The 23,358-nt window shown below is 65.9% G+C and carries 29 protein-coding genes; 14 read left to right on the top strand and 15 right to left on the bottom strand.

Annotation, left to right across the window (positions count from 1 at the left end):
* Nucleotides 1-3 precede the first annotated feature (3 nt).
* Complete coding sequence (locus tag KP010_RS13700; RefSeq protein WP_142862728.1) at nucleotides 4-384, bottom strand: DUF2946 family protein; 381 nt, start codon at nucleotides 382-384, stop codon at nucleotides 4-6.
* 109 nt (nucleotides 385-493) lie between these two features.
* Between KP010_RS13700 and KP010_RS13695 the strand changes: the two genes are divergently transcribed.
* The 8 genes from KP010_RS13695 (at nucleotide 494) to KP010_RS13660 (ending at nucleotide 5,527) form a co-directional block, all read left to right on the top strand.
* A complete protein-coding gene (locus KP010_RS13695; protein ID WP_142862729.1) occupies nucleotides 494-910 on the top strand; it encodes a DUF2946 family protein in 417 nt (138 codons plus the stop codon).
* A 179-nt stretch (nucleotides 911-1,089) separates the two neighbouring features.
* Complete coding sequence (locus KP010_RS13690; protein WP_108915335.1) at nucleotides 1,090-1,731, top strand: MotA/TolQ/ExbB proton channel family protein; 642 nt, start codon at nucleotides 1,090-1,092, stop codon at nucleotides 1,729-1,731.
* A complete protein-coding gene (locus tag KP010_RS13685; RefSeq protein WP_142862730.1) occupies nucleotides 1,731-2,243 on the top strand; it encodes a biopolymer transporter ExbD in 513 nt (170 codons plus the stop codon). Before KP010_RS13690 ends, KP010_RS13685 begins: the two co-directional genes overlap by 1 nt.
* Entirely contained in the window at nucleotides 2,240-2,953 is a 714-nt protein-coding gene (locus KP010_RS13680; RefSeq protein WP_142862731.1) for a hypothetical protein, read from the top strand. Before KP010_RS13685 ends, KP010_RS13680 begins: the two co-directional genes overlap by 4 nt.
* Nucleotides 2,954-2,978: 25 nt before the next feature.
* Nucleotides 2,979-3,491, top strand: coding sequence for an energy transducer TonB (locus KP010_RS13675; protein WP_142862732.1), 513 nt, complete (start codon nucleotides 2,979-2,981; stop codon nucleotides 3,489-3,491).
* Nucleotides 3,492-3,506: 15 nt separating this feature from the next.
* Nucleotides 3,507-3,719, top strand: a complete 213-nt coding sequence (locus KP010_RS13670) for a hypothetical protein (protein WP_142862733.1) — start codon at nucleotides 3,507-3,509, stop codon at nucleotides 3,717-3,719.
* Nucleotides 3,720-3,816: 97 nt separating this feature from the next.
* The gene (locus KP010_RS13665) at nucleotides 3,817-4,176 is read left to right on the top strand and encodes an energy transducer TonB (protein ID WP_142862734.1); all 360 of its coding nucleotides are present in this window, start codon (nucleotides 3,817-3,819) and stop codon (nucleotides 4,174-4,176) included.
* A 67-nt stretch (nucleotides 4,177-4,243) separates the two neighbouring features.
* The gene (locus KP010_RS13660; protein WP_142862735.1) at nucleotides 4,244-5,527 is read left to right on the top strand and encodes a sialidase family protein; all 1,284 of its coding nucleotides are present in this window, start codon (nucleotides 4,244-4,246) and stop codon (nucleotides 5,525-5,527) included.
* A 19-nt stretch (nucleotides 5,528-5,546) separates the two neighbouring features.
* Here the strand turns inward: KP010_RS13660 and KP010_RS13655 are convergent, their stop codons facing one another.
* The 5 genes from KP010_RS13655 to KP010_RS13635 form a co-directional block, all read right to left on the bottom strand.
* Nucleotides 5,547-6,089, bottom strand: coding sequence for a transcription termination/antitermination protein NusG (locus KP010_RS13655; RefSeq protein WP_142862736.1), 543 nt, complete (start codon nucleotides 6,087-6,089; stop codon nucleotides 5,547-5,549).
* A 293-nt stretch (nucleotides 6,090-6,382) separates the two neighbouring features.
* Nucleotides 6,383-8,701 (bottom strand): ATP-dependent helicase, encoded by a 2,319-nt coding sequence (locus KP010_RS13650; protein ID WP_246659820.1) that lies wholly within the window; start codon nucleotides 8,699-8,701, stop codon nucleotides 6,383-6,385.
* A 125-nt stretch (nucleotides 8,702-8,826) separates the two neighbouring features.
* The gene (locus tag KP010_RS13645; protein ID WP_142862739.1) at nucleotides 8,827-9,618 is read right to left on the bottom strand and encodes a DNA-binding domain-containing protein; all 792 of its coding nucleotides are present in this window, start codon (nucleotides 9,616-9,618) and stop codon (nucleotides 8,827-8,829) included.
* Complete coding sequence (locus KP010_RS13640; protein ID WP_142862740.1) at nucleotides 9,615-10,460, bottom strand: DUF692 domain-containing protein; 846 nt, start codon at nucleotides 10,458-10,460, stop codon at nucleotides 9,615-9,617. The genes KP010_RS13645 and KP010_RS13640 overlap by 4 nt, the downstream gene beginning before the upstream one ends.
* Before the next feature lie 86 nt (nucleotides 10,461-10,546).
* Nucleotides 10,547-10,777, bottom strand: a complete 231-nt coding sequence (locus KP010_RS13635; RefSeq protein ID WP_108915593.1) for a hypothetical protein — start codon at nucleotides 10,775-10,777, stop codon at nucleotides 10,547-10,549.
* A 134-nt stretch (nucleotides 10,778-10,911) separates the two neighbouring features.
* Here KP010_RS13635 and KP010_RS13630 point away from each other — a divergent pair, with 134 nt between their 5' ends.
* Nucleotides 10,912-11,079: a hypothetical protein gene (locus KP010_RS13630; protein ID WP_166141413.1), complete on the top strand. Its 168-nt coding sequence runs from the start codon at nucleotides 10,912-10,914 to the stop codon at nucleotides 11,077-11,079.
* Between the two features lie 134 nt (nucleotides 11,080-11,213).
* Here KP010_RS13630 and KP010_RS13625 read toward each other — a convergent pair whose 3' ends face one another.
* The 3 genes from KP010_RS13625 to moaA all read right to left on the bottom strand — a co-directional run bounded on the left by KP010_RS13625 (nucleotide 11,214) and on the right by moaA (nucleotide 13,957).
* The gene (locus KP010_RS13625; RefSeq protein WP_142862742.1) at nucleotides 11,214-12,089 is read right to left on the bottom strand and encodes an NAD(P)-dependent oxidoreductase; all 876 of its coding nucleotides are present in this window, start codon (nucleotides 12,087-12,089) and stop codon (nucleotides 11,214-11,216) included.
* Between the two features lie 63 nt (nucleotides 12,090-12,152).
* Complete coding sequence (locus KP010_RS13620; protein ID WP_142862743.1) at nucleotides 12,153-12,920, bottom strand: transporter substrate-binding domain-containing protein; 768 nt, start codon at nucleotides 12,918-12,920, stop codon at nucleotides 12,153-12,155.
* Nucleotides 12,917-13,957 (bottom strand): GTP 3',8-cyclase MoaA, encoded by a 1,041-nt coding sequence (gene moaA / locus KP010_RS13615; RefSeq protein WP_216280967.1) that lies wholly within the window; start codon nucleotides 13,955-13,957, stop codon nucleotides 12,917-12,919. The genes KP010_RS13620 and moaA overlap by 4 nt, the downstream gene beginning before the upstream one ends.
* Nucleotides 13,958-14,096: 139 nt before the next feature.
* Between moaA and KP010_RS13610 the strand changes: the two genes are divergently transcribed.
* Nucleotides 14,097-14,474 carry a gamma-butyrobetaine hydroxylase-like domain-containing protein gene (locus tag KP010_RS13610; RefSeq protein ID WP_108915594.1) on the top strand — a complete coding sequence of 126 codons (378 nt, stop codon included), beginning with the start codon at nucleotides 14,097-14,099 and terminating at the stop codon, nucleotides 14,472-14,474.
* Nucleotides 14,475-14,531: 57 nt separating this feature from the next.
* On the opposite strand, the gene KP010_RS13605 is transcribed toward KP010_RS13610, so the two are convergent.
* The 3 genes from KP010_RS13605 to KP010_RS13595 all read right to left on the bottom strand — a co-directional run bounded on the left by KP010_RS13605 (nucleotide 14,532) and on the right by KP010_RS13595 (nucleotide 17,673).
* Entirely contained in the window at nucleotides 14,532-15,116 is a 585-nt protein-coding gene (locus KP010_RS13605) for a L,D-transpeptidase (protein WP_216280966.1), read from the bottom strand.
* A 225-nt stretch (nucleotides 15,117-15,341) separates the two neighbouring features.
* Complete coding sequence (locus tag KP010_RS13600) at nucleotides 15,342-15,752, bottom strand: MucR family transcriptional regulator (RefSeq protein WP_216280965.1); 411 nt, start codon at nucleotides 15,750-15,752, stop codon at nucleotides 15,342-15,344.
* Between the two features lie 382 nt (nucleotides 15,753-16,134).
* Nucleotides 16,135-17,673 (bottom strand): FAD-dependent oxidoreductase, encoded by a 1,539-nt coding sequence (locus KP010_RS13595; RefSeq protein ID WP_216280964.1) that lies wholly within the window; start codon nucleotides 17,671-17,673, stop codon nucleotides 16,135-16,137.
* 221 nt (nucleotides 17,674-17,894) lie between these two features.
* Here KP010_RS13595 and KP010_RS13590 point away from each other — a divergent pair, with 221 nt between their 5' ends.
* Both KP010_RS13590 and KP010_RS23325 read left to right on the top strand, forming a co-directional pair.
* Nucleotides 17,895-18,383 carry a CDP-archaeol synthase gene (locus KP010_RS13590; RefSeq protein ID WP_216280963.1) on the top strand — a complete coding sequence of 163 codons (489 nt, stop codon included), beginning with the start codon at nucleotides 17,895-17,897 and terminating at the stop codon, nucleotides 18,381-18,383.
* 97 nt (nucleotides 18,384-18,480) lie between these two features.
* Nucleotides 18,481-19,359 carry a c-type cytochrome gene (locus tag KP010_RS23325; RefSeq protein WP_216280962.1) on the top strand — a complete coding sequence of 293 codons (879 nt, stop codon included), beginning with the start codon at nucleotides 18,481-18,483 and terminating at the stop codon, nucleotides 19,357-19,359.
* Nucleotides 19,360-19,378: 19 nt separating this feature from the next.
* On the opposite strand, the gene KP010_RS13580 is transcribed toward KP010_RS23325, so the two are convergent.
* Together KP010_RS13580 and KP010_RS13575 are read right to left on the bottom strand one after the other, a co-directional pair.
* Entirely contained in the window at nucleotides 19,379-20,158 is a 780-nt protein-coding gene (locus KP010_RS13580) for a serine protease (RefSeq protein ID WP_371824210.1), read from the bottom strand.
* A 123-nt stretch (nucleotides 20,159-20,281) separates the two neighbouring features.
* Nucleotides 20,282-21,241 (bottom strand): metallophosphoesterase, encoded by a 960-nt coding sequence (locus KP010_RS13575; protein WP_246659821.1) that lies wholly within the window; start codon nucleotides 21,239-21,241, stop codon nucleotides 20,282-20,284.
* A gap of 177 nt (nucleotides 21,242-21,418) precedes the next feature.
* On the opposite strand from KP010_RS13575, the gene KP010_RS13570 reads away from it, so the two are divergent.
* Together KP010_RS13570 and KP010_RS13565 are read left to right on the top strand one after the other, a co-directional pair.
* Nucleotides 21,419-21,940 (top strand): Hsp20/alpha crystallin family protein, encoded by a 522-nt coding sequence (locus KP010_RS13570; RefSeq protein ID WP_142862748.1) that lies wholly within the window; start codon nucleotides 21,419-21,421, stop codon nucleotides 21,938-21,940.
* A 64-nt stretch (nucleotides 21,941-22,004) separates the two neighbouring features.
* The gene (locus KP010_RS13565) at nucleotides 22,005-22,955 is read left to right on the top strand and encodes an endonuclease/exonuclease/phosphatase family protein (protein ID WP_142862749.1); all 951 of its coding nucleotides are present in this window, start codon (nucleotides 22,005-22,007) and stop codon (nucleotides 22,953-22,955) included.
* Here the strand turns inward: KP010_RS13565 and KP010_RS13560 are convergent, their stop codons facing one another.
* Nucleotides 22,956-23,357 carry a DUF3775 domain-containing protein gene (locus tag KP010_RS13560; protein ID WP_108915355.1) on the bottom strand — a complete coding sequence of 134 codons (402 nt, stop codon included), beginning with the start codon at nucleotides 23,355-23,357 and terminating at the stop codon, nucleotides 22,956-22,958.
* Nucleotide 23,358: the final 1 nt, after the last annotated feature.

The following is a 23,358-nucleotide window of genomic DNA, read 5'->3' as shown; positions in this document are numbered from 1 at the left end:
GCGTCAGGAAAAGGAGGGGGAGGCGCGGGTCGGCGCGTTGCTGTCGTCGCGCGAGAAGGGAATGGCGGCGAATATCGTGGACGGGCGCGTCGTCGCCGCGCGCAAAGGCGGCGCGCCGACCCGCTCGGCGAGAGCGAGAAACGGGAGGCCGCCGGCGCCGAGCTCGCAAAAGCCGCAAGCGCCGTGCCGATGCGATGGATCGCTTTTGCGCGTGGGCTCGCCGCGATCGCTCGCCGCGGAAGCAGCGCTCGCCACGACATGGGCGACAACGCAGAGCCTCGTCGCCTCGCCGCCCGCGACATGCGCGCGCGCTCCGCCGAGAGGCGCGCTCAGCGCCTGACCCAGCAGTGCGAAAAGGAAGAGGAGCTTGGCGACCGCCGCCATCGCGCGCGTTGACTCTACCGATTAACCAGACGCGAATTAGCGCGCTCTTCCAAATAAATCCAAGATCCCGCAGATTGTCAGAAGTTAAAAAATCCATTAAGAGACATTTATGTCACACACGGGGGGCCAGCGCATAGAACTGCGGGCGATCTGCGCGATCGCCGCCGTTTTCGCGCTCGTTTTCGCTCTCCTCGTTTCCGGCGCGCCGCATCGGCTTTCGAGCGCCGCCGCCGATGGACGCGCGGGCGATCAGATCGTCCGCGGCGTGTGCCATGACGCGCTCACGGATGCGAATGTCGGAACGCCGGGCCGGCCTATGAAGAAAGGGGCGAATTGCCCCTGCTGCCTCGCCGCGCATTCCGGTCCGGCCGTGCTGCCCGACCGCATTTCCGCCGCCCTCCGCCGGGAGGTCGCGGCGCAGCCTGCCGTCTATCGAGTCTTCGCCGCCGCGCGGCCGCCTTTCGCTCTGTCGCAGGCGGTCAATGGCGCAAGGGCGCCGCCCGCCGGTCCGCTCGCTCTCTCCTGACGACAGGCGGGTTCCGCGCCGCTGGCGCGCGGGATCGGCGAAGACGGGCTTCGACGGAGCGTCCTCTTCCCTCGCGGACGGGACATTGCCGTTGGACGAACAAAATCACAAGCAACAACAATCTGCTGATCCGCGGCGGGCGCCGTGAGATCGGGGAACCCCAAGCGCGAGTGCGTCCTATGGAATACGGCTCAATTTCTCCTGTCACCATGTTCATCAACGCCGGCCCGGTAGGCAAGGTCGTGATGGCCGTCCTGCTCTTGGCCTCGGTATGGACCTGGGTGCTCATCGTCGAAGGCGTCGTCGCCTCCGTTCGCATCGGCAAGGCGGCGCGGATCGCGCGCTCGGGCGGGCCGGCCGGCCTGCTCGCGCCCATAGAGGCGGCGGGCGAACATGCCGCGGGCTTCGACCTTCCGGGCGAGTCGATCGGCGAGAAGCGCGAGCGCGTCGCCGAGATCATGAGCCGCGTCGGCCGCGAGCTGATGACCAAGGCGGAGGGCGGCTTGCCCAATCTCGCCGTCATTTCCTCGGTCGCGCCTTTCGTCGGCCTGTTCGGCACGGTGTGGGGCATTATGACGAGCTTCGCCGGCATCGCCCAATCGCAGGACACCAGCCTCGCTGTGGTCGCGCCGGGCATCGCCGAGGCGCTCGCCGCCACCGCCTATGGCCTCGCGGCCGCCATTCCCGCCTCGGTCGGCTATAACCGCATCGGCGCCTCCTTCTCGCGCGCCGGCCAGCAGGTCGCTCATTATGTCGAGGACAAGGCGCTCGCCGTCACCAGCGGCCACATCGTCGCCTCCAGAAAGCGGGAGGCTGCGTGATGGCCGGACTTCCGACGCGCTTCAAGAGCGGCGACAGCCTCTATCAGCCGCTTTCCGAGATAAATGTGACGCCGCTCGTCGACGTCATGCTGGTGCTGCTCATCATCTTCATGGTGACGGCGCCTCTGCTCGCCAAGGGCATGAAGGTCAATCTCCCGCAGTCCAAGGCGGCGCAGCCGCTCAATCCCAAGGAGCCGATCGTCGTCGCCGTCTCCAAGGACGGCAAGGTGGCGCTCGGCGCCGATGAAGTGTCGGCCGACGCGCTGGTCGACGGCATCAAGGCGATGATGGGCTCCGACACGAGCCGCATCGTTCATGTTCGCGGCGACAAGGAGGCCAATTACGGCGAGGTGATCGCCGTGATGGACAAATTGGCGACCAATGGCATCACCCATATCGCCATACTCACCGACTCGCGGCCCAAGGGCGCAGCGGCTGCGACGCCTGCCGCCTCCGCTCCTGCGGCCCCGGCTCCTGCGGCGGCGGTCCCAGCGGGAGGGGCGACGAAATGACGGATGCGATCCTCTCATCCTTCGAAAGCGGCGGAACCTCCATGGGCGATCCACCCTCCGTCAAGCCGGCGTGGCTGCGGCCGGCGAGCGTCGCGGGCGTGGTCGTCGCCCATGCGGCGGTCGGCTGGCTGCTGCTGAAACTGGCGGTGCCGAGCATCGCCAGCCTCGACTCGGTCAGCATGGAGCTCATCCCGCAGGGCGACTTCTTCGAATCGCAAGAAGTGAGCGCCGCGGAGGAAGAGCCGCCGCCGCCCGAGGAGATCGAGCAGCCCGATCTCGCCATTCCGCCGCCGCAAGTGATGGCGCCCGATGCGCCGTCGCTGCCGCAGCAGAAAGAGATCGTCGAGAAGAAAAAGAAAATCGTCGAGAAAAAGCGCGAGGTCGACCACGACAAGAAGCGCGAGGCGCAGGCGAAGCGCCGCATCGGCGCGCCGGAAGGCCAATCGCAGAGCGAGGGCATGTCGCAGAGCGCCTATAAGGCGATGCTCAGGAGAGCGATCCTAGAGCATACGCCGGGAAGCTCGGCGCTCGGCGAGGGAACCGCGCAGTGCTCCTTCCATGTGACGGCGGGCGGCAGCATCTCCAGCATTTCCGCGACCGGCTCGTCACCCGCCCACGCCGCGCTGGCGCGGCGCATATTGGCCTCCGTCCACGCCCCGCCGCCGCCCGGCGGAGCCTTTTTCGCGAGCCAGAATTTTCATTTCCACTGATCCGAAGACATATCGAGGACGTCCTATGAGAAAGATCGCTCTTGCAATAGCGGCCGGCCTGATCGCTGGCCCCGCCTATGCGGTGGAGAATGCAGCGCCGATATCGGCCGCCGCTCCCGCCGAGACCCCCACCGCCGCTCCCTCCGCCGCCGAACCTTCCCCTGCTGCTGCGCCCGCCGAGAGCAAGCCCAGGGCGGCCAAAGCCGAGACGCACGACAAGAGCAAGGACGCGGACAAAGACAAGAGCAAGGACAGAAAGCAAGCCGAGAAGGCGAAGCCCGCCGTCTCGAGGCAGGCCTATGTCAAGCTGCTCGCCGCGGAGATCAAGCGCCATGCGCCAAAGTCCTCGGAGGCGCAGACCGGCTCGATCCATGTCGCCTTCACCATCGGCTCCGCCGGCCGCGTCGTGTCGCACAAGGTGCAGAGCGCGTCCAATCCCGCGCTCGAGCCTGTCGTCACGCATATACTCGCTGCGGTCCGCACCGTGCCGCCGCCCGGCGGCTCCTTTTCCGCGGTGCAGGAATTCAACTTCCACTGATCGGCGGAAAGGCTAATGAAATCCCCGACCCTCGCGATAGCGCTCTCACTCTGCGCGGGGGCCGCCCTCGGCGGCGAGCCGAAGCATCCGACCGTTTATATCCTTCTCGTAAAGGGCGTGCTGGACCGGCAGACTTTTCCAGCGCCGCATCCCGCAGGACGGGTCGACGCCGAGATCGAGATAGGCGCGGACGCCTGTGGGGTTCCGATGCGCGCCTCGTGGCGTTGACGCGCGACAGGCTGGCGCGGGTCAGCCTGCCGCCGCCGCCCCGAGGACAATACCGCCTGCGTTATCGTTTCGTTTTCGTGCGTGAAGGACAGGCCAGATGAGACGCTCGATCTTTGTTCTCGCTTTTGCGCTCTTCGCCATCGCGGCGCAGGCCGCCGGCGACGCCAATGGCCCGGCTCCCGCCGCGCCGACCCCTTCGGGCCTCTCGCAGAGCAAGTTCCTCGGCTTGCTCTATAGCGAGATCGCCAAACGCACGCCGATGGCGAGTCCCGCCGGGCCCGGCTCGGCGACGGCCAGCTTCCACATCGACGCCGCGGGCAAGGTCGACAAGGTGACGATCGCCCAATCGAGCAGCCCGAAACATGCGGAGATCGTCCGCAAAATCCTCACCGGCCTCGAGACTCCGCCGCCGCCCGGCGGCTCCTTCGAAGGATCGCAGAGGTTCAACTTCCACTGACGCGCGGGAGGGCGGCGGCTCCATTCCCTCGACCAGATTTTCCGCTTCCGCTGAGAAAGACATCGCCATGAAACGCGCCGCGCTCGCTCTGCTGTCCCTTCTCGCCGCTTCGAGCGCGCTCGCGCAGGAAAAAGAAGCGGAGAAAGGCGCCCGAGAGAAAATGGGCCGGATGGCCCATGCCGCGGCGCCCGCCTGCGCCGATCCGCTGCCCAGATGCGCGGTCAGCGCGACGCCCTCCTTCGGCGCCGATGGGCGGCTGTGGCTGACCTATTCCGTCGCCGGCAAGGTCTATGGCGCAATGTCTCGCGACAATGGCAAGAGCTTCGCGCCGCCTTTCGTCATAGCGGCGCCGGCGGGAACGCTCGACGACAATGGCGAGGCGCGGCCCAAGATCGTCGCTCTGGCCGATGGGACCTTGCTGGCGAGCTACACCACGCGGCCCGAGAAAAGTTACGAAGGCACGGTCTTCGTCACGCGCTCGACCGACGAGGGCCGGAGCTTCGCGCCGCCGCAGCCGCTCGTCGACGACAAGGGCCAGCGCTTCGAGACCTTCATCCTCGGCCCCAAAGGGCGCCTCTTCGCCGCCTGGCTCGACAAGCGCGACGCCGCCAGAGCGAAAGCCGCCGGCGAGAGCTTCGAGGGCAGCGGCATAGCGGTCGCATGGTCCGATGATGCGGGCAAGAGCTTTTCCGGCAAGAGCATTCTGCTCGATCACAGCTGCGAATGCTGCCGCATCGGCGCGGCGCTCGATCGCGACGGCCAACCGGTTTTCATCTGGCGGCATGTGTTCGAGAATAATCGCCGCGACCATATGGCCGCCAAGCTCTCCGCCGACGGCAAGACGCTGACCGGCGCGCGCGTCAGCCTCGACGATTGGGCGACGAGCTGCCCGCATCAGGGCCCGGCCCTGGCGATCGACGCCGCCGGGCGCTGGCATATCGCCTGGTTCACGCGCGGCAAGACGCGCCAGGGCCTCTTCTATGCGCGCAGCGAGGATGGCGGCAAGAGCTTCTCCGAGCCCGAGCGCATCGGCGTCGCCGAGCGCGCGCCGCAGCGTCCGCAGCTGCTCGCCTCCGGCGGCGCGCTCTATCGCGCCTGGAAGGAGTTCGACGGAACGACGACGACGATCCTCGCGCAGATCTCGCGCGACGGCGGCAAGAGCTTCGACGCGCCGCGCGCGCTCGCGCAGACCGCCGAGGCTTCCGATCATCCGCTCCTCGCCGAGAGCAAGGGCGTCGTCTATCTCTCCTGGCTGACGCATGAGGAGGGCTATCGGCTGATCCCGCTGCAGCGCGACCATGCGCGAGCGCCCGCGCGCAACGCGACCGCGGGACTCGCGACGAAACAGTGAGCGGCGCCGACGCCGATCGTCAGCAGGCGACGAGCTGCGTCTGCGTCACTTTGACCTTTACGGGTCGATTGAGCAATTCCATCAGAACGACGATGCGATCACGCTCGTTCATATCGACGATCGTCGCGACGAAATCATGGAAGGCTCCGCCGGCGATGCGAACCTTCTGGCCGATCTCGAAGGCTTGCTCCGGCTTGGCGATCAAGCCGTCGATCTCTCTCGATCTGAGAGCCTCGACGAAATCCGACGGAAGGAAGCTCGGTCGATCTCCCAGGCGAACGAGCGTTCTCACGCCGAATGTCGAGCAGATCGGCGCCCATCGCGACTGCGGTGTCATCTCGACGAAAATATAGCCCGGAAACAAAGGCCGGGGGACGTCCTGCGTGCGGCGCGCATGTCGGACGCGCTTGAGCGCCAATGGGCAATAGGCGTGATATTGCTGACGCTGGAGATTTTCGAGCGCGACACGCTCTTGATGGGGCCGCGTGTTCACGACGACCCAACCATGCGCGCGGTGCGGGAAATCGATTTCGACAGTATCTCTTCCGACCAATGACGCCATGACAAACCTCGACTGCTTCTGCAATGCGGCGACGCCCCGAGCCGCTACCGATGCGGAGAGCCTGCGTCGGTTCGGACGATGCGATCGAAATTTCAAAAAGACGCAGCCGTTCGCTGCGCCGGGCGGCGAGACGTCGATACTCCTTTGCATGAGAGAGCCCAGGAACCGGTCGTGACGAGCCGCGGCGCGATCGAAATCGTGATCGCCCCGCTTTCCGTTCACGTAATGTGGCGATCATATACGGCCGAATCCGGCTCTGTAAATTGCCGGAATAAGCCTATGACCTGTGGCGATCACGTAGGTTCGACGAAGCTCTCCAGCACCATTTTGCGTCCGGCCTTGTCGAAATCGACCTGCAGCTTGTTGCCGTCCACATTGGCCACTGTGCCGGGCCCGAATTTCTGGTGGAACACGCGTGCGCCCGCCACGAAGCGCGCGCTGGCGGAGGATTTCGCGAGCACTTCGCCTTCGATCATCGGCGGCGCGCGGCGCGCGAGCTTGCTCGCGCCGCTCTCGCGCGCGGTCTGCGCGCGCTTCCAGCCCGGCGTCGAATAGCTCGAGCCATAGCTGTCCATATTGGCGAAGCGCGAGACGCCGTAAGAGCCGTATTGCGAGCCGCCGGAGGCTTCTTTCACCTCGACATTGGCGGCCGGCAGATCATCGAGGAAACGCGAGGGCAAAGTCGTTTGCCACAGGCCGTGAATGCGCCGATTGGTGGCGAAGAAAATCTTCAATCGCCGCTTGGCGCGCGTGATGCCGACATAGGCGAGGCGGCGCTCTTCCTCGAGGCCGGCGCGGCCGCTGTCGTCCAGCGAGCGCTGATGCGGGAACAGCCCCTCCTCCCATCCGGGCAGATAGACGGTCTCGAATTCGAGCCCCTTGGCGCCATGCAGCGTCATGATCGACACGCGCCGCTGATCGGCGGATTCATCCGTCTCCATCACCAGCGACACATGCTCGAGAAATCCCGCGAGATCGGGGAATTCCTCCATGGCGCGCACCAGCTCTTTCAAATTCTCGAGCCGGCCCGCCGCCTCCGGCGTCTTGTCGTCGCGCCACATTTGCGTATAGCCGGATTCGTCCAGCACCATTTCGGCGAGCTCGTTCTGCGGCGTCGTCTCGATGAGGCTGCGCCAGCGATCGAAATCGGCGATCAGCGTGCGCAATGTCGCGCGCGGCTTGGGCTTCAGCTCCTCCGTCTCGACGATCACGCGCGCCGCCTGCATCAGCGGCGCGCTCTCGCGGCGCGAATATTCGTGCAGTACTTGCAGAGTGGCGTCGCCCAATCCGCGCTTGGGCGTGTTGACGATGCGCTCGAAGGCGAGATCGTCGAAAGGCTGCGCGACGCAGCGCAGATAGGCGAGCGCGTCGCGTATCTCCAGCCGCTCATAGAAGCGCGGGCCGCCGATCACGCGATAGGGCAGGCCGAGCGTGATGAAGCGCTCCTCGAACTCGCGCATCTGGAACGAGGCGCGCACGAGAATGGCGATCTCCTCGAGATCATGCCCCTTGCGCTGCAATTGCTCTATGTCTTCGCCGATGGCGCGCGCTTCTTCCTCGCTGTCCCAGACGCCGGTGACGGTCGGCTTCTCGCCATCGGCGCCTTCGGTGAAAAGCGTCTTGCCGAGCCGTCCCTCATTGCGCGCGATGAGATGCGAGGCCGCCGCGAGAATATGCCCCGTGGAGCGATAATTGCGCTCCAGCCGCACGATTTTCGCGCCGGGAAAATCCTTCTCGAAGCGCAGAATATTCTCCACCTCGGCGCCGCGCCAACCGTACACGCTCTGATCGTCGTCGCCGACGCAGCAGACATTGTGCCGCCCCTGGGCGATGAGGCGCAGCCAGAGATATTGCGCTGTGTTGGTGTCCTGATATTCGTCGACGAGAATATATTTGAAGCGCTGCCGATATTCGTCGAGCACATCGGCGTTCTCGCGAAAAAGCCGCAGCGTCTCGAGCAGAAGATCACCGAAATCGACGGCGTTCAGCACCTTCAAGCGCTCCTGATAGAGCGCATAGAGCTTCTTGCCCTTGCCATCGGCGAAGCTCTGCGCCTCGCCCGCGGGAACATGATCCGGCGAAAGTCCTCTGTTCTTCCAGGCGTCGATCTGATGCGCCAGCGCGCGCGGCGGCCAGCGCTTGTCGTCGATATTCTCGGCCTGCAGCACCTGCTTGAGCAGGCGGATCTGATCGTCTGTGTCGAGAATGGTGAAATTGGATTTGAGCCCCGCCAGCTCGGCGTGGCGGCGCAGGATTTTCGCGCTGATCGCGTGAAACGTGCCGAGCCATTGCAGCGCCTCGGCGCCGGGGCCGGCCAAGCTCTCGATACGCTCGCGCATTTCGCGCGCGGCCTTGTTGGTGAAGGTGACGGCGAGGATTTCCCACGGCCGCGCCCGCCCGCTGGAGAGAATATGCGCGATGCGCGTCGTCAGCACGCGCGTCTTGCCTGTGCCGGCGCCGGCGAGCACCAGCAGCGGGCCGTCGATGGTCTCGACGGCGGCGCGCTGCTCTGGGTTCAGCGCCTCCAGAAAGCGCCCGCGTCCGGCGAGCGCCGCGGCGCGCGCGGCGACGCCTCCCTCGAGCGGGGTGAAATCTTCCGGCGCTGGTGACAAGGCGATTCTCCTTCGAAGCGCGGAGAATACAGGAGAACGGAAGGCGAATCACCGCCCGATTGGCGATATGCCCCCAAATGTGGAGACCGCAAAGCGCGACCGTCGCGGCTCGAAAGGCTGCGCCGTCAGCCCTCCTCGCGCGCCTTTGCGCCCACCACCAGCCCTTCCTGGAACCAGCCGGTGAGCATTTGCGCGAGGCGCTCCGGCGAGGCGTCCGCGAGATCGCGGAAGGCGGCCATTTGGCAGATGTCGCCGAAAGCGTGACCTTCCATCGCCAGCGACAGCGCCATGAATTCGTCCGCCTCCAGCGGGCAATGCACGGAGTCGAGATCGGCGCGCCAGATCGCGACATGGCCGCGGCCTTCGCCCGGCGGCGGCAGGTCCTGCTGCTCCATCGCCGCCTCATGCGTCGCGATCGTCCCTTCCTCCAGCTCCAGCAATATGAGGCTCGGGTGAAAGGCGAAGGAGAGGCGCGGCCATTGCTCGGGCGCGAAGGCGGCCAGCTCCTCGATCGGCAGAGCTTCGGCGTCGGGCGCGTCGAAAGCGTCGGTGAGCGCGCGCTCGAACATTGCGAGGTCGATCGCCCGCGCATTGTCGCGCCAAGCGTCCTGCTCGCGCAGGAAGTCGGGAAAGCGCGTCGTGTACCAGCGGGCGTTGCGCTCGCGCGAGGGCTGCGCGCCGATATAGGCGTCGGCGAGCGCGTCGAAGGCCGCTTCGCCGATGAGCGCGCGAAGGGCGGGGAAATCCGCCGCGAGAAATTCGGCAAGCCGCGCGTGATAGGCGTTCACATAGACGCCGAACAGCGTGGTGCGGTCGGCCTGACGCGAATTCTTCACCGATTCGAGAATGCGCGCGCCATCCTCGGCGCCGGCCAGCACGCCGGCCTGGAACATGGCCTGCAGATCGGCGAGCCTCATGCGGCGCTCCGCGTGTTTTCGGCGTCTATGCGGGCGGCGATCTCGCGCATATGGCCGAGTTCGGCGAGCAATTCGTCGAAAGGCGGAAAATTATCGTCGCGCTCGATCATCGTCGAGACGGCGCCGAAGCGTCGCCGCGCACGCTCATAGAGCGCCCACACTTCGTCGCAGACCGGCTGGTCATGCGTGTCGATGCGATGCGTGCCATTGTCGGTATGGCCGGCCATATGAAATTGCGCGACGCGATCGGGATCTATCGTGTCGATGAACTCATTGGCGTCGAAGCCGTGATTGAAGCCCGAGACGAAGACATTGTTGACGTCGAGCAGCAGCAGGCAGTCGGCGCGCCGCGCCAGCTCGTTGACGAAGGTCCATTCGCTCATCTCGGATTCGCGAAAGGCGACATAGGTGGAGGCGTTCTCGACGACCAGCCGGCGGCCGAGGAAATCCTGCACGCGCATCACGCGCTCGGCGACATGAGCGAGCGCTTCCTCCGTATAAGGAATCGGCAGGAGATCATGCAGCGTCACGCCATGCACGCCGGTCCAGGCGAGATGATCGGAGACCCAAGCGGGCTCGATACGCTCGGCGAGGGCTTTCAATTCGCTCAGATAGTCGAAGTCGAGCGGATCGGTAGAGGCGAGCGACATTGCGACGCCATGCATGACGATCGGATAATCGGCGCGCACGCGCTCCAGCATGGCGGTCGGCCGGCCGCCGCCCACCATGTAGTTTTCCGAGATGATCTCGAACCAGTCGACCGCGGGGCGGGTCGAGAGAATTTCGTCGTAATAGATCGGCCTCAGTCCGAGGCCGTGTCCCAAAGCGGGGGGTCTGGTCATGTCTCGCGCTCCACCTGCTCTTTCGCGTCGCCCCCGCCGCGAGATCGATCGCGCCCGACATCGGCGCGATCGACGGTTTCGACCTTTCAGCGGCCAGCGCAGGAGCCCTTGGCGCTGCAAGAAGCCTTATGGCTCTTCTTGTGCTTGCAGACGCCTTTCTTGGTCATGCACTTCGTCTTGCCGCCGCAATGGCCTTTTTCCATATTGCAGACATGTTTGGAATGCTTGGCGGAGGCCTGCGTCGAAACGCCGCCCGCGAGCGCCAGCGCGATAGCGGCCGCGGCGATGGTCGAGCCCGAAACGATCTTGGCTTTCATTTTTTTCTCCTTTTTCGCGCGCCGCCCGCGGGCGGCGCGCGCGACCCGGTTTTCCAGGGCCGGGCGGGACCATAACACTCGCGGAACGATTTGAAACGCCGCTTCGATTCCGCTCGCGGCGGCGGCTTCCCGGCATGGTCGACAGTTCCGCTTCCCATTCTTCCCGCGGCCGCCCGGTCGGGGCCGGCGGCAGCGCGGCGGCGGCCGGGCATGGCGCCATGACGGCGGAGCAGGCGATGCAGGATTATGTTCTCGTCGTGAACGCCTGCCTCGAGCGCCGGGGCTATCTGCTGCTGCGCTAGAGTATCCAGCCGCAGTGAACGCCGGTTCGGCGTTGGAAACGCGTCAAAACAAAGGCCTAGAGTCTTTCCCTGTTTCGATGAAACACGGATGCGAAGCGGTTTTTCGGAAAAGAGCATGAGAATTCGAGCGCGCGCTATTTGCGCAGCCGCGCCATGAGGCTCGACGTGTCCCAGCGTCGGCCTCCCATTTTCTCCACCTCGGCGTAGAATTGGTCCACGAGCGCGGCGACCGGCAGGCTGGCGCCATTGCGGCGCGCCTCGGCGAAGCAGATGCCGAGGTCCTTGCGCATCCATTCGACCGCGAAGCCGAAATCATATTCGCCGGCCAGCATGGTCTTGTGGCGATTCTCCATCTGCCAGGATTGCGCCGCGCCATTCTTGATGAGATCGACGACCGCGGCGCCGTCGAGCCCGGCGCGGGTCGCGAAATCCAGCGCTTCCGCGAGTCCCTGGACGAGGCCGGCGATGCAGATCTGATTGACCATTTTGGTGAGCTGTCCGGCGCCGGGCGGCCCCATCAGCCGGCAGGCGCGCGCATAGGCCGCGACCACCGGCTCGATACGGGCGAAATCCTCCGCGTCACCGCCGCACATCACGGTGAGCGCGCCATTCTCGGCGCCCGATTGGCCGCCGGAGATCGGCGCGTCGATGAATCCGAAGCCGGCCCGTTTCGCGTGCGAATAGAGCTCGCGCGCCACCTCCGCCGAGGCGGTGGTGTGATCGACGAAGACCGCGCCGGCTTTCAGCACGTGAAAGGCGCCGTCCGCGCCGATCGCGACCTGGCGCAGATCATCGTCATTGCCGACGCAGGAGAAGACGAAATCCGCGCCCTCGGCGGCGAGGCGCGGCGTCGGCGCCGTCTTCGCGGAAAATTGCGCGGCGAAACGCGCGGCCTTCTCCGGCGTGCGATTGTAGACGACGACTTTGCGCCCGCCGCGCGTGGCGAGATGGCCGGCCATCGGATAGCCCATCACGCCCAATCCGATGAAAGCGACGGTCGGCTCGGTCATTGGTCGGTCCTCTCGGGTGAGATGCGCGCGCGAGAAAGCAAGGCGGAGGCCGGCCGCTTCCCGTCAGCGTATGTCGAAATCGAAATATTTGCTGCGGATCGTGCGATAGGTTCCGTCATTGACGATGGCGTCGAGCGCCGCGTCTATGGCGCTCTTCAAGGCTATATCGCCTTTGCGCAGGCCGAAGCCGAAGCCGCCGCCGAAATAGGCGGCGTCCTGCGGCAGATCGGCGACGATGCGGCAGCAGCGCCCCTCCTTGCGCTCGCGCAGAAAATCGACGGCGGCGAGCTTGTCCTCGGCGACGATGTCGACGCGGCCCTCGGCGAGGTCCAGCACGGCGGCTTCGAGCGTCGCATAGCGCTGCACCTCGCTTTCTTCGAGCTTGTCCTCGGCGTAGGCCTGCTGGGCGCTGTCCGCGACGACGCCGATACGCTGGCCCCGCAGCGCCTTCGGCTCCGCGCTGGCGAGCGCCGACTGCCGCTGCGCGATCAGCGCCGAGGGCGTATGCGCATAGGGCTTGGAGAAGACGATCTTGCGCAGCCGGTCGTCGTTTATCTCCATGGCGGAGGCGACGAGATCATATTGCTTGCTCTCGAGCCCGGAGATCAGGCTCTCCCACTCTTGCGTGACGAAGACGCAATCGGCCTCGATCCGCCGGCAGATTTCGCGCGTCAGCTCGATCTCGAAGCCGGCGAGCTGATTATTGGCGTCGAGATAGTTGAAGGGCGGCCGCGCGCCCTCGCTGGCGACGCGCAAATGGCGCGGCTCGGCGGCGGCCGGCGCGAAGTGGAGGGCGATCGTCGCCGCGGCGAGGACGAAGCGCCGGCTCATCCCCCGGTCGTGCTCATATGCCGCGCGACGGCCGGCGCCCGCGTGGCCCGGTCGATGACGAAATCATGGCCCTTGGGCTTGCGGGCGATGGCCTCGTCTATGGCGGCGTTGAGCGAGACGTCGCTCGGATCGGCGCGCAGCGGGGCGCGCAGATCGGCGGCGTCCTCCTGGCCGAGGCACATGAACAGCGTGCCGGTGCAGGTGACGCGCACACGATTGCAGGATTCGCAGAAATTATGCGAGAGCGGCGTGATGAAGCCGACGCGCCCGCCGGTCTCGGCGACGCGCATATAGCGGGCCGGGCCGCCGCTGCGATAGTCGATCTCCGCCAGGGTGAAGCGCTCGGAGAGACGCTCGCGCACCAGGGTGAGCGGGACATATTGATCGATGCGCTCGCCGCCATCGATCTCGCCGAGCGGCATCACCTCGATGAAGGTCATATCCATGCCGCGCTCATGGGCGAAACGCGTCAGCGCGACGAATTCGTCCTCATTGACGCCCTTCAGCGCCACGGCGTTGAGCTTCACGGAAAGGCCGGCGCGCAGCGCGGCGTCGATTCCGGCGAGCACGCGCGCATGATCGCCGGTGCGCGTCAATTGTCGGAAACGCTCCGCATCGAGCGTGTCGAGCGAGACATTGATGCGATTGACGCCGCAATCGGCGAGCGCTCGCGCGAAACGCTCGAGCTGCGAGCCATTGGTGGTGAGCGTCAGCTCTTCCAGCCGGCCGGAGAGGAGATGGCGGGACAGACGCTCGAACAGCGAGAGAATGTCGCGCCGCATCAAGGGCTCGCCGCCGGTGATGCGCAGCTTGCGAGTTCCCCGCTCGATGAAGGCGGCGCAGAGACGGTCGAGCTCCTCCAGCGTCAGCAGATCGCGGCGGGGCAAAAATTGCATGTGCTCGGACATGCAGTAGACGCAGCGGAAATCGCAACGATCCGTGACCGAAACGCGCAGGTAGGAAATAGCCCGTCCGAACGGGTCGAGAAGCGGCGCGGGGGCCGTCGGATCATAGGCGATTTTCGGATGCGGATTCATATGGTCGACCGTTTGCGGCGTTCCGTCCGGCGTATAGGGTCCCGAGAGGGTTCCTATATATTGACGGAATGGCCGCGCGTGAAGCCCCGAGTGACGAGTGGAGAGGGCGGGCGGGCGACGAGCCGAGCGGGAGAAGGATATGGCCGACGCGGATATATGGCCGAGCGAGATACGCCTCATGGAAGAGGGGCGCAAGCTCAAGGTGAGCTTCGAGGATGGCGCGAGCTATGATCTCTCTGCCGAGCATTTGAGGGTGCGCAGCCCCTCGGCCGAGGTGCAGGGCCATTCGCCGGAGGAGCGCAAGACGGTCGGCGGCAAGCGCAATGTCGCCATAATCGGCGTCGAGCCGGTGGGCCATTACGCCGTGCGGCTCGATTTCGACGATCTGCACAATACGGGCATCTACACCTGGGGCTATCTCCACGAGCTCGGCGCCGGCGGCGCGGCGGATTTCGCGGCCTATGAGCAGGAGCTCGCGGAAAAGGGCCTCGATCGGGATCGGCCCGGCGAGCGATAAAAAAATGCGCGCCGGACCCTTGCGGGCCTCGGCGCGCGATTTTTACGTGTTTGGAGATCAGCGGTTGACGATGACCCGCGCGCCGACGCGCACGCGCTCGTAGAGATCGACGACATCCTCATTGGTCATGCGGATGCAGCCGGAGGAGACCGCCTGGCCGATGGTCTCCGGCTCGTTGGAGCCGTGGATGCGGTAGAGCGAGCCGCCGAGATACATGGCGCGCGCGCCGAGCGGATTGGCGAGCCCGCCCTGCATGTGGCGCGGCAGGTCGGGACGTCGGCGCAGCATTTGCGCCGGCGGCGTCCAATCCGGCCATTCGCGCTTGCTGGAGACGACGCGCGTGCCGGTCCATTCGAAGCCCGGCCGGCCGACGCCGACGCCATAGCGGATCGCCTGATTATTGCCGAGCACGTAATAGAGCCGCCGCTCATTGGTCGAAACGACGATGGTGCCCGGCGAATAGCCGCCGGGATAGGACACGATCTCGCGGGCGACGGCGGTCGCCTGCGGCCGGCCGTCGGCCGGCTGCTGCTGTCCACGCGGACTCAAATCGAACAATCCGGCCAAGCCCCCTGTTTCGTACGCAGACCCGGCCGAGCAACTCGTGAATAAAATGCACAGAGCAACTGCGATACGCCGCATGAGCTTCCCCCATTCGCCTCAGTGACAACAATCGAGCGGCCGCGGCCGCTGGCGCGACCGCGTTGCGAGGCCGGGTGTCGGATCCGGCGTCGTTTCTTCGCACGCCCTCGCTCGAGGCGAAAGCGCGCGGGATGATCGTTTAGACTCTCGCGGCGACGAAGCGATTGCGGCGGAGCCGTCGCCCTCGGGCGCGCCGGAGCCCGGCGCGCCTCGTCGACTCGCGGATCAGCGGCTGCTGCGGCGGCGACGCTGCTGGCCGAGGCCCATCTGCTTGGCGAGCGTGGAGCGCGCCTTGGCGTAATTGGGAGCGACCATCGGATAATCGGCCGCAAGACCCCACTTCTCGCGATATTCTTCCGGCGAGAGACCGTATTGCGTGCGCAGATGGCGCTTGAGAGACTTGAACTTCTTACCGTCCTCGAGGCAGACGATGAAGTCGTTCGTCACCGACTTGCGCACCGAAATGGCGGGTTTGGGCGCTTCGGCCGGCTCGACGACCACGCCGGAGCCAACTCGCATGAGCGCGCCATAGACTTCGTTGATGAGGCCCGGGAGATCGCCGGCGGGAACCGAGTTGTTGCTCACATAGGCGGAAACGATGTCGGCCGCGAGTTCGATGTTGTTCGTCGATGTCATCTCTTCACTCTTCACTTTCTCGTTTCGGCGCCGCTATTCCTGACAGGCGGCGCGGTCGAAGGGCCGAAGCCCGGCAATTTCCAGGGCGAACTAGTCTGCGCCGTATCGACCGCAAAGACATTGTCAGCTATACATCAATGCTCTACCCCTCGCAACTAATTCCTAACCAAGCTCCACTAAATCTGGGCATAAATATTTGCTGCGACTGCTACGTAGAACTACGCTCGGAAATCGAGCGGCCGTCGACGCCGCCGTTTGACTTCGACAGCAGGGTCCGCAGGCGTAACGCGAAAGGAACCCGCCGTCATTCGGCAGAAGAATTGGCCGAATTCAAGTCGCGGATCGAAGTCGAATGCAGCGCCTGCGCGCAGACTATGTTCATTCAACCGCCGGTCGACTCCTCGAGCTCCACTTCGGCGCGCAAATTGTCCAAGTCGCGGCCGATCGTCGCCACGGCCATTCTGTGATCGCGACAGAAATAGGCGACGACGCAATCCTTTTTCTCGACGCTGCCGGCGATTTCGACGCGATCCCATGCGCGGGCGTGTCCGACATAAGCGATCGTCATGTCGTAATGGCGGCTCCAGAAGAAGGGCGCCGCTTCGAAGCGCTCTCGCGCGCCCAGCATGTTGCGCGCCGCTGTCTGGCCTTGGCGTTCGGCGGTGACGAAATGTTCGATTCTGATCTTTTCGCCGCTGCGGCGATCCGGCCAGCGCGCAATGTCGCCGGCCGCGAAGACGCCGCGCGCGCTGGTTTCGAGATATTCGTCGACGAGGACGCCCCGATCCGCCGCGAGTCCGGCGTCTTCGGCGAGGCGCGTGAGCGGGCGAACGCCGATTCCGACGACGACGAGATCGGCGGCGATCTTCGCGCCGCTGGCCAGAACGACATGATCTTCGCCGATCGCCGCGACGCTCTCGCAAAGATGAAAGACGACGCCATGCGCCTCGTGCTCGGCGCGCACCAGCCTGCCTATGTCCTCGCCGAGAGTCTTCTGCATGGGCGTCGCATCCGGCGCCACGACATGGACCTCGAGCCCGCGCTCGCGCAGCGCGGCCGCGGTCTCGAGGCCGATGAAGCTCGCGCCGATCACCGCGACGCGTCGCGCGGGCGGCGCCGCCGCGGCGATGAGCGCGCGGCTGTCGGCGAGGCTGCGCAGATAATGCACATGCGGCAGCGCGGCGCCGGGAATGGCGAGGCGCAGCGGCTCCGCGCCGGTCGCGAGCAGGAGCGCGTCATAGCGCAGCGGCTCGCCATGCTCGAGCGCGACGAGGCGCGCGCGGGGATCGATGGCGCGCACGCGCGTCTCGAGCAACAGCTCTATGCGCCGATTTTCGTAATAATCGCGCGGGCGCAGCGGCAGCCATTCCTCCGGCGCCGAGCCTGCGAGGTAATCCTTCGACAGATTGGGCCGGTCATAGGGCGCGGCGGCATCGGCGCTGATCATGACGAGCGAGCCGGAATAACCCTCTTCCCGCAACTCGTGGGCGGCGGCGAGGCCCGCCGCTCCGCCGCCGATGATGACGATGCGGCCGAGGCGCGGCGGCGGCGGCGGCGGCGGACGCTCGCGCTCCGTCGGATCGATCTTCTCGACCGCGAAAAGGAGCGCGCCGCGCCTTTCCGTCCGCCAGCAGGGAACGGGGTCGAGCGCCGGCGCCCGCAACGCCGCTCCATTGCGCAGGCTGAAGCAGGCGTGATGCCACGGACAGCGGATCGTGTCGGCGACGACGAGGCCCTCGGCGAGCGGGCCCTGATAATGGGCGCAGACGGCGCCGATCGCGAAAAACTCGTCGCCACGGCGAATGAGCAGCGCCGGCTCGGAGCCGACGCGGCCGACGCGCATCGCGCCGTCGGCCATATCGGCGACGGCGACGCCGAGCGAGAAATCGGGGCCCTCGGCCGCCACTGCGTCCTCGCCCATAGTCCGCCTCGAACACCGCGCCACGCGGGATTTCGGTCGTCATGTAGAGAGGAGAGAGTCCGCCGACAAGGTCACGACGCATGAAAAGGCGCCTGATCGGATCGAGCGGCTATTCGCGCCCATGACGACGCCGCGGCGCCCGCTATATGGCGAGGAAGCCATGAGCCCTGGCGTGGGTTTCGTCTGGTGCGGTTAGGAGCGCCGCAGGCGAGGATGCGCGCATGGATGGAGTTCTGATTCTCCGTCTGCTGTTTCTGCTGATCGTCGCCAATGGCGCGCCGGTCCTCGGCAAGCGGCTGCTGGGCGCGGCTTTCGCTCGGCCGATCGACGGCGGCGCGCGCTTTTTCGACGGGCGGCCGCTGCTGGGCGCGGCGAAGACCTGGCGCGGCGTCGCTCTCGCCCTCGTCGCGACCGCCGTCTGCGCGCCGCTCGTCGGATTGCCGGCCGGGCTCGGCGCGCGGCTCGCGGCTTTCGCCATGGCGGGCGACCTCTTGTCGAGCTTCGTCAAACGCCGGCTCGCACTGCCGGCCAGCAGCCGCGCGCCCGGCCTCGATCAAATTCCCGAGGCGCTGCTTCCGCTGCTCGCTATCGCCGCGCCCGCTGGCCTCGGCGCGGCGGAGATCGCCATCGTCACAGGCCTGTTCTTTTTCGGCTCTCGAGCGCTCTCGCGGGTGATGTTCGACCTCCGCGTGCGCGAGCGCCCGTTCTGAGCGGGAGAATTCGCCGAGCTTTTCGAGACTTTTTTGAAATGAAGCGCGCCGCGCCGCTGTCTATTTTAGCGCGACATTCCGATCGATTGGATAGGCTGTGTCCGCCACCTCCCTCCGCCTCCGGGCGCGCCGCGTTCTTTCGCCGCTCTGTCTCGCTCTCGCCCTCGCCGCCCCGGCCGCCGCCGATATCGAGCGCGGCCGCTATCTCGTCGAGGCGCTGACCGCCTGCGACAATTGCCATACGCCGCGGGGGCCCGACGACGGCTATGTGCGGGAGAAGCGCTTCTCCGGCGGGCCGCAGACTTTCAACGGGCCGAATTACAGCGTCCGCGGGCCGAATATTTCGTCCGACGCCGTGTCGGGAATCGGCGTCTGGAGCGACGATGCGGTGAAAGCCGCCATCGTCGCCGGGATCGGCCCGGATGGGCGCCTCGCGCCGGCCATGCCCTCCGAATATTACCGCATTCTCACCATGCGCGACCTCGAGGCGGTGGTCGCCTATCTGCGCGAGGCGGCGCCCGTCGCCTCGGCGCGGCCGGAGCAGCGCCGCGACGGCGAGCCGAGAGCCGAAACCTTCCCCGGCGCCGAGGCGCCCATCGAGGAGAAGGCGCTCGGCGATCCGCTGCGGCGCGGCTTTTATGTCGCGACTCTGGCGCGCTGCATGGAATGCCACAGCGGCGAGACCAATGGCGCGCTCGACCATAGAGAGAAGCTCGGCGCCGGCGGCAAGCTGTTCCGCACGCCGGCGGGAACGGCGGTCGGCGCCAATATCACGCAGCATCGGACTGCCGGGATCGGCGCCTGGAGCGACGAGGAGATCAAGGCCGCCATCACCAAGGGCGTGGGCCGCGACGGCCGGCCGCTGAAACCGACCATGGCCAATCTCTCCAAGGCGCATTTCGCCAAGATGACGCCGGAAGATTTGGATGCGCTCATCCTCTGGCTGCGAACGATTCCGCCGCGCGCGGCGCCGTGAGCCGCCAGGCCATACACGTTCAGCGCGCGTCCGCGCGCAGATTCGCCCGAATGGCGTCCAGCAATTCGCCCTCGAACAGCAGCGCCATGCCGAAATGGCGCTCCAGGTCGAAATCTCGGCGCGAATTCATATCCAGCGAGGCGCTGTGCATGGCGATGAGCCGTCCGTCATCGGCGAAAACCCCAGAGCCCGAGCCGCCATAGCCGTCGTTGCAATCATGCCGCGCACGGCGAATCCCGGCCTCCGTCGGCGCGTCGATCTGGTGAATTTGGCATTCTTCTATGCTGGTCGCGCGGCGGAAATTGGAGTGGCCGGCGGGCGACACCATCACCACGCGCAGGGTCCCGACGCCGGTCGGCAGCATCGGCCCGTCGGGGATCGGCTGCGGCGCTATGGCCGCATCGACCGGCTCGCGCAGCCGCACCAGTGCCCAATCGTCGGTGATGTTCAGCGCCTTGGCGTCACGGCCAAAACCGAAACGCAGGCTCTCCGTCTCGAAGAAATACTCCTTCTCGCCGATGAAAAAAGTGCAATCGTCGATGGGATGGGTCGGCCGCAGCTTGCGATCGACGAAATTATGGGCGTTGAGGACGACGAGCCCGCGGTCGCCGATGAGCCAGGCGGCGGCGGCCCGCTCGGGAACGCCTTCCTCGGTCCGGCACATCAGCACGCCGGCGCCGGGATAGCGCCGAAAATCCTCCTCCGCCATGAAACGCCGCGCCTCGCGCGGATAGAGCGCCGCAAAAGCCGCCGCTACGCTGGCCGCGAGCAGCAGCGCCGCGCCGATCGCCGTTCGCAAGCCGCGACGCCCCGCGCCCGTCCTTCGCACACCGCCTCGCATCGAACGCCCTTTCCTTCACGCTAGCGTCATATTCTAGCGGGGGCCGACAAGCTCGACCAGATGCGCGGGCGAATTCGTCTTTCAGGCCGTCATCAGCCGATGAAGCGTGATCTCCGGCGGGCAATTGAAGCGCACCGGCAGCACGGAGGAGCCGGCGCCGACCGAAGTGTAGCCCTGCATGTCGTGATATTTCCAAGCGCCGGCGCCATAGGCGCGCGGCAGCGCGGAGTCGAGCGTGAGCGCGACGCCGCCCGGCAGGCAAATCTGCCCGCCATGGGTGTGGCCGGCGAGAAGAATGTCGAAGCCGGCATGGGCCGCCTGGCGGAAAATCTCCGGCGTATGCGAGAGGAGAATGGAGAATTCTCCTTGCGGAATTCCCTCCCCGGCCTTCTCTATATTGTCGACACGAAAATAATGCGCGTCGTCGACGCCCGCGACATGAAGACATGCGCCTTCGCGCCAGAGCGTCTCGCGTTCATTGAGCAGAACGCGCATTCCCATTTGCTCGAGCCGCGGCGTCATCATGATCGTGTCGTGATTGCCGAGCACGGCGAGGATCGGCGCGCGCAGAACGTCGCGCAGCTCCGCCATGCCGGCGAGCGCGGCCTCGTGCGGACCGTGCGTCGCGCCGCGATAATCGCCGGTCAGCACGCAAAGATCATAAGTGAGATCCGCGACGAGCGCGCGCACGCGCGCCATCGCCTGCGGACACATATCGACATGCAGATCACTCAAGTGAAGAATCGTGTAACCGTCGAAGGCGCGCGGCAGCCTCGCGCTGACGATCGTATTCTCGCGCAGCCGCACATTCTCCGCATTGCCCAGGCCGCGGCGATAGAGTCCGGCGATCGTGAGCGCGGCGCGGATCAGCAATGGCGAGGCGGCGAGATTTTCCGGATGGAAGAAATTGAGGCCCTGGCCGAATATCTGCGCCTCATGGTCGCGCTCTATGCCGAGCCGCTGGCGCGCATGGAGACGCCCGAGCCGCGTCTCCAGCGCGCGCATGATGTCGTCTTCGGTCATCGCCGGCTCTTCGGACATGTCGCAGCGCTCCGCCTGTGATCAATATAAACGGCTGCGACCATTTGCCTATGCGGCCCGAAGGCCGCTCGCGCCCGATTGTTTTTTTTCGCCGCTCTCCTACGTCTGAGGCGTCGTGCGAGCGCGATGCGCCGGCGCGCCAGCGCCGGTTTCCCAGACTTGCATCAGGAGGCGGAAATGGCGGAAGCGCAGACGAGAGTTCCCGTGAAAGAATCGAAGGAGACGCTGCCGAACTATGGCTTGTTCGATTGGCATCCTCTGGAAACCTTGCGGCGGCAGATCGACCGCTTGTTCGAGGACGCGCCTTTCCAGAAGGGAGCGACGCCCGATCTCGAGCCCTTCGGCCGCTTCACCATAGGCTGGGCGGCGACGCCTGCCGTCGATCTCGTCGAGAAGGACCAGGAATATCAGATCACCGCGGAAATTCCCGGCATGGACGAGAAGAATGTCGAGGTGAAGCTCTCCAATGGCTCGCTGATCATCAGCGGCGAGAAGAAAGAGCAGCGCGAGGAGAAGGACAAGGGCTATTTCCTGTCCGAGCGTCGCTATGGCTCTTTCCGTCGCGCCTTTCGCGTGCCGGAGAATGTCGAGGCCGACAAGATCGACGCCAGCTTCGCCAAAGGCGTGCTGACCGTCCGCCTGCCGAAATCCACGCAGGCGCAAAAGGCCGAGAAGACCATCGACATAAAGGCCGCGTGACGCGGACATTTGCAATCTTCCTCTCCCGCAGCGCGCGGGAGAGGGCGCGCCGGACTTCCGACGAATGGCGGGCCGCTTTCGCCTCGCGACTTTCAACATAGAGAATTTGGACTGGTCGCCTTCGGCGCAGGACGAATTCGAGCGGCGCCTCGCCGTGTTGCGGCCGCAGCTCGCCGCCATCGACGCCGATATTCTCTGCCTTCAGGAAGTCGACGCGCAGCGTCCGAGCGCGCATGAGCCGCGCCGCTTCGTCGCGCTCGACCGCCTCGTCGCGGGCGGCGGCTACGAGCGTTTCTTCCGCGCGACGACATTGCGGCCGGGCGGAGACGCGCCGGCGGACATCCATAATCTCGCCCTGCTCTCGCGCTGGCCGATCGTCGAGCGGCGCCAGCTCTTTCACGACATTGTCGCGCCCTGGCGCTGGATGCCGCCCGCCGATCACGCTGTCGCCCAGCCGATCGATATTTTGTTCGAACGTCCCATTCTCTATGCGCGCATCGCGCTTCCAGGCGGCGCGGCCTTGCATGTGCTCGATCTGCATTTGCGCGCGCCGCGCGCCGTGCCTCTGCCGGGAGAAGCGGATCGCAGAGCCGGTCGCGGCTATGCGGAGGGACAATGGCTCGCCGCACAAAAGCGCGAGGGGCAGGCGCTGGAGGCGCGGCTCTTCGTCGATCGGATATTCGATGCGGAAAGCGCGCCGCTCATCGCGCTCTGCGGCGATCTCAACTGCGACGCCTATGACGCGCCCGCGCGCATATTATGGGGCGCGGAAGAGGCAGCGGACGGGCCGCGCAGCCTGACGCCGCTCGCCATGCGTATCGCAGAGCCGGCGCGCTTCACCGTGATTCACGCCGGCAGAAAGACGCTTCTCGACCAGATAATGGCCTCGCCCGCGCTGGCGGCGCGCTGCGAGGACGTGACGATATTGAATCAGGGCCTCGCGGACGAAGCGACGGCGCCGGACCCGATCCTCGGATCGCTGCACGCGCCGCTCGTCGCGCGCTTTCGCTTGTGATTATTGCCGATCGTCCTCGAAGCCTTCGCAACTCTCGTCGAATTCATCGAGTCCCGCTTCGAGATAGCTCGCGAGCAACGGAATGCCGAGCAGATATTTCGACGTCGGGCCTTTGCGCCGCTCCTTCGCCTGTATGACGGCGGAATCCCAATCATCGGCGGTGAAATCGCCGCGCCCCACCCAGCAGAGCGCGACCAGCTCCGCCTGCTCGTCGTCATCCATCGCCTCGATGAATTCGACGAGCTCGCGGCGATTGGGCGACCATCCTTCTTCCGTCAGCACGCTCACGAATTTATCGTCGGATGGATTGGACGCGTCGGGCCGCATTCCTTCATCCTCGGCCTCGAGCTCTCGCGCTTTGACGATGACGAAACACACTTTGTCGGTATTGATCTCCGGCATG

Source organism: Methylosinus sp. KRF6, assembly GCF_018887255.1.
In the GTDB taxonomy this organism is placed as follows: Bacteria; Pseudomonadota; Alphaproteobacteria; order Rhizobiales; family Beijerinckiaceae; genus Methylosinus; species Methylosinus sporium.
Note: the sequence above shows the minus strand (reverse complement) of the source record. Positions and strands in the feature narration are given on the sequence as shown.

Excerpts from the sequence above, each read along its gene's own strand:
- KP010_RS13595 (WP_216280964.1), bottom strand. The coding sequence starts at position 17,673 with ATGGGCGAGGACGCAGTGGCGGCCGAGGGCCCCGATTTCTCGCTCGGC.
- KP010_RS13690 (WP_108915335.1), top strand. The coding sequence starts at position 1,090 with ATGGAATACGGCTCAATTTCTCCTGTCACCATGTTCATCAACGCCGGC.
- KP010_RS13685 (WP_142862730.1), top strand. The coding sequence starts at position 1,731 with ATGGCCGGACTTCCGACGCGCTTCAAGAGCGGCGACAGCCTCTATCAG.
- KP010_RS13565 (WP_142862749.1), top strand. The coding sequence starts at position 22,005 with ATGGCGGGCCGCTTTCGCCTCGCGACTTTCAACATAGAGAATTTGGAC.
- KP010_RS13680 (WP_142862731.1), top strand. The coding sequence starts at position 2,240 with ATGACGGATGCGATCCTCTCATCCTTCGAAAGCGGCGGAACCTCCATG.
- KP010_RS13570 (WP_142862748.1), top strand. The coding sequence starts at position 21,419 with ATGGCGGAAGCGCAGACGAGAGTTCCCGTGAAAGAATCGAAGGAGACG.
- KP010_RS13575 (WP_246659821.1), bottom strand. The coding sequence starts at position 21,241 with ATGTCCGAAGAGCCGGCGATGACCGAAGACGACATCATGCGCGCGCTG.
- moaA (WP_216280967.1), bottom strand. The coding sequence starts at position 13,957 with ATGAATCCGCATCCGAAAATCGCCTATGATCCGACGGCCCCCGCGCCG.
- KP010_RS13655 (WP_142862736.1), bottom strand. The coding sequence starts at position 6,089 with ATGGCGTCATTGGTCGGAAGAGATACTGTCGAAATCGATTTCCCGCAC.
- KP010_RS13640 (WP_142862740.1), bottom strand. The coding sequence starts at position 10,460 with ATGACCAGACCCCCCGCTTTGGGACACGGCCTCGGACTGAGGCCGATC.
- KP010_RS13695 (WP_142862729.1), top strand. The coding sequence starts at position 494 with ATGTCACACACGGGGGGCCAGCGCATAGAACTGCGGGCGATCTGCGCG.
- KP010_RS13590 (WP_216280963.1), top strand. The coding sequence starts at position 17,895 with ATGGATGGAGTTCTGATTCTCCGTCTGCTGTTTCTGCTGATCGTCGCC.
- KP010_RS13600 (WP_216280965.1), bottom strand. The coding sequence starts at position 15,752 with ATGACATCGACGAACAACATCGAACTCGCGGCCGACATCGTTTCCGCC.
- KP010_RS13670 (WP_142862733.1), top strand. The coding sequence starts at position 3,507 with ATGAAATCCCCGACCCTCGCGATAGCGCTCTCACTCTGCGCGGGGGCC.
- KP010_RS13700 (WP_142862728.1), bottom strand. The coding sequence starts at position 384 with ATGGCGGCGGTCGCCAAGCTCCTCTTCCTTTTCGCACTGCTGGGTCAG.
- KP010_RS13665 (WP_142862734.1), top strand. The coding sequence starts at position 3,817 with ATGAGACGCTCGATCTTTGTTCTCGCTTTTGCGCTCTTCGCCATCGCG.
- KP010_RS13605 (WP_216280966.1), bottom strand. The coding sequence starts at position 15,116 with ATGCGGCGTATCGCAGTTGCTCTGTGCATTTTATTCACGAGTTGCTCG.
- KP010_RS13660 (WP_142862735.1), top strand. The coding sequence starts at position 4,244 with ATGAAACGCGCCGCGCTCGCTCTGCTGTCCCTTCTCGCCGCTTCGAGC.
- KP010_RS13635 (WP_108915593.1), bottom strand. The coding sequence starts at position 10,777 with ATGAAAGCCAAGATCGTTTCGGGCTCGACCATCGCCGCGGCCGCTATC.
- KP010_RS13625 (WP_142862742.1), bottom strand. The coding sequence starts at position 12,089 with ATGACCGAGCCGACCGTCGCTTTCATCGGATTGGGCGTGATGGGCTAT.
- KP010_RS13620 (WP_142862743.1), bottom strand. The coding sequence starts at position 12,920 with ATGAGCCGGCGCTTCGTCCTCGCCGCGGCGACGATCGCCCTCCACTTC.
- KP010_RS13645 (WP_142862739.1), bottom strand. The coding sequence starts at position 9,618 with ATGAGGCTCGCCGATCTGCAGGCCATGTTCCAGGCCGGCGTGCTGGCC.
- KP010_RS13630 (WP_166141413.1), top strand. The coding sequence starts at position 10,912 with ATGGTCGACAGTTCCGCTTCCCATTCTTCCCGCGGCCGCCCGGTCGGG.
- KP010_RS13675 (WP_142862732.1), top strand. The coding sequence starts at position 2,979 with ATGAGAAAGATCGCTCTTGCAATAGCGGCCGGCCTGATCGCTGGCCCC.
- KP010_RS13560 (WP_108915355.1), bottom strand. The coding sequence starts at position 23,357 with ATGCCGGAGATCAATACCGACAAAGTGTGTTTCGTCATCGTCAAAGCG.
- KP010_RS13610 (WP_108915594.1), top strand. The coding sequence starts at position 14,097 with ATGGCCGACGCGGATATATGGCCGAGCGAGATACGCCTCATGGAAGAG.